At 42.2% G+C, this 4,636-nt stretch carries 6 protein-coding genes; all 6 read right to left on the reverse strand.

From position 1 onward, the window contains the following. Positions 1–1,716: hypothetical protein (locus tag ACKI5J_RS09635; protein ID WP_407428909.1), on the reverse strand; the 1,716-nt coding region annotated here is incomplete at its 3' end. Continuing rightward, positions 1,713–2,300 (reverse strand): hypothetical protein, encoded by a 588-nt coding sequence (locus tag ACKI5J_RS09640; RefSeq protein WP_407428911.1) that lies wholly within the window; start codon positions 2,298–2,300, stop codon positions 1,713–1,715. The genes ACKI5J_RS09640 and ACKI5J_RS09635, both read right to left, overlap by 4 nt. After that, entirely contained in the window at positions 2,297–2,887 is a 591-nt protein-coding gene (locus tag ACKI5J_RS09645) for an OmpH family outer membrane protein (RefSeq protein WP_407428913.1), read from the reverse strand. The genes ACKI5J_RS09640 and ACKI5J_RS09645 overlap by 4 nt, the downstream gene beginning before the upstream one ends. A 30-nt stretch (positions 2,888–2,917) precedes the next feature. Continuing rightward, a complete protein-coding gene (locus ACKI5J_RS09650) occupies positions 2,918–3,232 on the reverse strand; it encodes a hypothetical protein (protein ID WP_407428915.1) in 315 nt (104 codons plus the stop codon). Positions 3,233–3,293: 61 nt separating this feature from the next. Continuing rightward, the gene (locus ACKI5J_RS09655) at positions 3,294–3,650 is read right to left on the reverse strand and encodes a hypothetical protein (protein ID WP_407428917.1); all 357 of its coding nucleotides are present in this window, start codon (positions 3,648–3,650) and stop codon (positions 3,294–3,296) included. Positions 3,651–4,054: 404 nt separating this feature from the next. Then, the coding region (locus ACKI5J_RS09660; RefSeq protein WP_407428919.1) for a DUF6807 family protein at positions 4,055–4,636 on the reverse strand (582 nt) is incomplete at its 5' end.

The following is a 4,636-nucleotide window of genomic DNA, read 5'->3' on the forward strand; positions in this document are numbered from 1 at the left end:
TTTTAGTCCATCGGCCTTATTGACTAGCTCCTGATACATCTCCTCATCATAGGAATAGGCCGGCAAATTATAATGATACGTTACTCCCGTTTCACTGGTAATGGCAAACCCTGCAATATGCGTTGCCCGGTTGGCCTGAGAGGTATGTGCGCGCCTGGTAAGTCCACCATTAACAAAAGGGGCAATAAATTGTTTATTCCCGTAAACCGGCACTGTACCATCTGTGTTCGTAACAAAATAATCGATGTGTCGAGAGCCTGCAAGTTTGTTCCCGGAAATACCATTCATCCACTCTGAATCGTCGAACTGCGGACCGCTGCTTGGAGGGTCATAAAAAATCAGTTCTGACCCTACAGCTGGGAAATCAGGATAGCTTTGAATATAATTATTCGAAAAATCGTTTTCAAATCGAAAATCAGGATAAGCAGTTGCTGAACTGTTGGCTATATACTTAACTGTTGGCGTTATTGAGTTAGGACGAGTTTTCTCCCAACGGTTTTGTTGTAAAGCTTCGCCCTTAAAGCGATAGGGCCTCATCGTTCCGCCAAGACCTTGCGCGGTAACCTGATACAGGTCATAGGCAGGAAAAGATCCCCCCATTTGTTGATTGGGATCCGCAGCATCGATAATGCTTTTATCTTCGTCTTGCAGCGTATATGAATCATACGCATTCTCTTCTGGAATTTCAATGTACGACATCCAGTTAGGATGCAGTGAACCATACATGAAGGATTCTTCTCTTTCATTTGACCAGTATCTCATTTTTGTTCGGCTATACGAGGCCACAAAAAGATTTATAGACGTCGAACTTGTTTTGGTAGAAAGAGATCCGGCTCTCGAGTTCTGGGTGGAGGCTGAAAAGCCTGCTAAAGCACTCGTGCTGACTTTAGAACTGGTTTTAGCATCCGTTCCCATTGAACTGGAACTATAAGTAAGCATAAAGCCTGCATTAATACTTTCAAAATCTGTCGAGAGATTTAAGCCAATTCCATATCCACTTTTGTTGTCCCCAGGACCTACTGATGCACTACCAAAAGCGAAGGTATCCCCTGAGGTGGTAATACCTAATCCTGCAGAAAAATTACCTGCTCTACCTCCTAGAGACGCCTGACCTTGAAATTTTCCGCTTGTAGACATACCTATTCCTACGCCAGCAGTAAAAGGCGTATTTGGAATTCCTCCGGCAATCCCCAAATCCCATCCGAAACCACGCCCCTGGTAGGTATCATTTGAGAACGAGAGCCCCAACGATAAACTAGCAGCATTCCCCAATATAGGCACATTGACCCCCACTCTCGAACCAGTACTCGTTCCCCCTTCCCAGAAGTCTCTCCTGCTGGATTCGGCACCGTACCAGTCGTCAGGATATCCGTTTACACTCCTGTTAATCGCTCCTGGATTGAGCGTCCATCCAAGCCCGACCCAACTCGCATCTTCGTTTGGCTGGATTCCTGCGTGGTAAGATAGAGATAGTGGATACCCACCCTCCGGCCCTGGAACTTCTAGCAATGGTATAGTATACACCAAATCTCCTGTTGCCAGGTTAACCATATCAGTCGTATCTACTGGTTCAAAGCTTGTGGCTTCCGGAGATGTAGGTCCGGATGTCAAAGCCCATGCCACTGTCGGAGCAGCAACTTGGTTAAGTAAACTGATCAGCAGAAAGACCGCCACGAATCTCTTGATTCGGGCTATCCCGGTTCGTCTCCTTGTCATTGGTCAGAAATTATTAAATTGTTGTCAAGAATGTCATTTAGTTCGTTTATGTCCCTTTGATCAAATTCAAAATTCATGTCTCCTAACATTAATCCGAATTCCTTAATTTTCATCTGGAACCGACTGACGTTCCTGAGGCTCGAAGGATTAAAAACAACCAGAAGTTCATTAGCCCCTGTCATCCCAAATGTCTGTTGAAAGAGGCAATCGTCAATAGAAATAGCCTTTCCCCTATCGGGTATTACATAAATCAAGGACAACATTTTGAAAGACAAGGTCGTGACCATCTCACTATAAGAATCTCCGTCTAATTGGCTTAGAAGCTCACGCCCCTCTCTGGAAAATGAGAGAAGAAAATAATAACGATCCGACGATTTGTTATCTATACCCAGCAAAGCCGATGGTAGATAATGTAATTTTACGATCGTACCGTCTGGGAATTCCTTCTCTCCGACAAGCCGGTTGCTTCTATTACTGATATATTCGCGCACGCCAGACTTGGTTTTGATATGCTGCCTACACCCTCCTGCAGCTAATGCACAAGCCAAAATAACCGAGAGGATAAAAGAGGACCAGAATCTCATTTTACAGAAGACAGATATTCCTTGTTTAATTCGTCCAATACACCAGCAGTAACATCCAAACCTTCGCGGGCATAGGCGATGGAACCTGATTCGTTCGCTATAAGAATCATTTTATATCCGTTCTTTTTGCCGTAATCAAGCAAAAAGCTATTAACCGTTGATAATACTTTCTGCATGACCTTTACATTTTCCTGCTTTGCGTTTTCAGAAATAGCTCTTTGATAATTCACTAACTGAGCACGCTTTGTGTTGATAAGCTCCTGATTTATTTTCCGCTCGCGGGTTGTCATCTGCGAAAGCTCTTTTTCATATTTTTTCATTGCATCTCTCACATCACTTTCCAGTGTGTCAATATTACCTTTCCATTCTGCTGCTTTTTTATCAAACTCCTTTCGGGCAACTTCTGCTCCTTTGTATTCATTCAATAATTTTGCAGACTCGACATAAGCTATTTTATCATCATTACTCACCAATAGAACAAGGAATACTACAACCGCTACTGAAAGAAATACATTAGAAAAGATAAGGAAGGTTAACAATTGTCTTTTAGGTTTATGGACATCCATATTTACGTTCTTTGAAAGCATGTTAGTATATTTTGATTCTTAAGTTTATAGTTACTTTTTCGCAGGTAGCCCAAATAAAGGAGCAAGTTTATCTTTACTATCAAGCTTACCTTCTGTTGCTGAAATAGCTTCAATTTGGTTATTTCTTTCCTGTTGTAAGAATTGGAGTCTTTTAACTTTTTGGTCACTCGTTAAGCTACTATCATGGTAGATCCGATTCGACGACTCAACATATTTATCGGAAATCTCTACTAATCTGTACGCTGAGGTTAAGCTTATCGACATCTGTTTGCTCAAATAACTTGCCCGCTTATTTTTCAAGTCCGACTGCTTCTCCTGTGCCTTTAAAGCTGTTGTTAAAGACATCGATACTATCATAAGGAAAACGACCCTGTTCATAAATTCTTGACTTCTATTTATTATGTTCTCATTCAATATGTCTGGCATCCAACACTCTCCTCTCAGTTGTTGGTACAACTTTCCGCAACTGGTTCTGAGTTAAAAAGGTGGAAAGCATCCGGTTCTTTACGTCAATAAGTTGATCAATCCTCGCCCTTCTCGTTTTCTCATCGAGATTGAGTTCAGCAATCACTTTTTTCATCTCCTTTTTATATTGGATCATTACAGAATCAATTCTTTCTGCTATTGCAAGAGACACGTCAAGACGGCTTTTTAGAAGCTCTGTTCGATGTAATTTTACGGTGTCTATCTCTTGAGCATATACTGGACATATTGCCACCATGCAGAGAACTGTTAGGAAGGTTGAGGTTAGATAGGATTTCATGCTCAGTTTTTACACAGGCAAGTTCAGAACGGTTTTTTTGTTAAAAAAACCTTTTAAATAAATTACATATATTTCGGGATAAATAGGCTTTCTTTCCTAATCGGTGATTCTAGGTTTTGAAAACCAAATTAAAAGAATACTTAAATATTATCTCTCGCAACTAATATGTTTTGACCTTTAGCTGCTGTCTTAATCAGCTTCTTATCTGAATTCGGTTGGCAATAAATCAGGTACATCGAACGGCCGCCACTCGGTTTCGGCCAGTTGATCTTTCTAAGATGTGGCCGGGTAGTTTCCTTTATCAGGTAGAACTTCCAAATACCACATTGCTATAAGTTAAGCGCCTTTTCTTAAGCCTCAGCCCTTCAATGGCGCATGTTTAAATATTTCCTTTTTACTCTTTCTCACTTATCAATCAATTTGAACCCGCTCCTTACTCTATCATCCTCCGTCAATGCCCCACCCGAGTTAATCAGCACTTTATACCTGAAACTCACTGACTCCCCCTTAGCAACCTTCAAATTAACCTCCATCTCTCCCTTACTAAACGCCTTCTGCCCCAGCGGATTCGCAGCAAACAACCCATACCCTCTCGCATGCCAATACGTAGGATATCCAGGGTTATCCTCATGATCCAGTATCACCACCGACACAGATTCTTCCGCAATCGTTCCATCCACACTTACCCACTTCCCTCTGGTTCCCCAAACATCATCGCCCTTCTTTCCCTCACTGCTCCTATAAACACCGGTAATACCTTCGTTATTAACAGCCGCCTCCTTATTTACCCTTCCCAAAGAATCCGTAAAAATCCAGGGCTCCTCAGATCGATGCTCCAGCTCCCGCGACAAACGAATCCCGAACAAACCTTCCTTATCATCAGCAAAAGAGACATCCTCCCCCACAGCCGTCAACTTCGTCAAGCGCTCTATAGTCCGCATATTCCCCTCTCCTGAAAATACAAACCGCGTATTTTCCTTCAACAG

This window comes from Arcticibacter sp., assembly GCF_045629565.1.
Classification (GTDB): Bacteria; Bacteroidota; Bacteroidia; order Sphingobacteriales; family Sphingobacteriaceae; genus Arcticibacter.

What these genes read in the sequence shown, in the direction of transcription:
- ACKI5J_RS09645 (WP_407428913.1), bottom strand. Translation starts at nt 2,887, where the DNA reads ATGCTTTCAAAGAACGTAAATATGGATGTCCATAAACCTAAAAGACAA.
- ACKI5J_RS09650 (WP_407428915.1), bottom strand. Translation starts at nt 3,232, where the DNA reads ATGTCTTTAACAACAGCTTTAAAGGCACAGGAGAAGCAGTCGGACTTG.
- ACKI5J_RS09640 (WP_407428911.1), bottom strand. Translation starts at nt 2,300, where the DNA reads ATGAGATTCTGGTCCTCTTTTATCCTCTCGGTTATTTTGGCTTGTGCA.
- ACKI5J_RS09655 (WP_407428917.1), bottom strand. Translation starts at nt 3,650, where the DNA reads ATGAAATCCTATCTAACCTCAACCTTCCTAACAGTTCTCTGCATGGTG.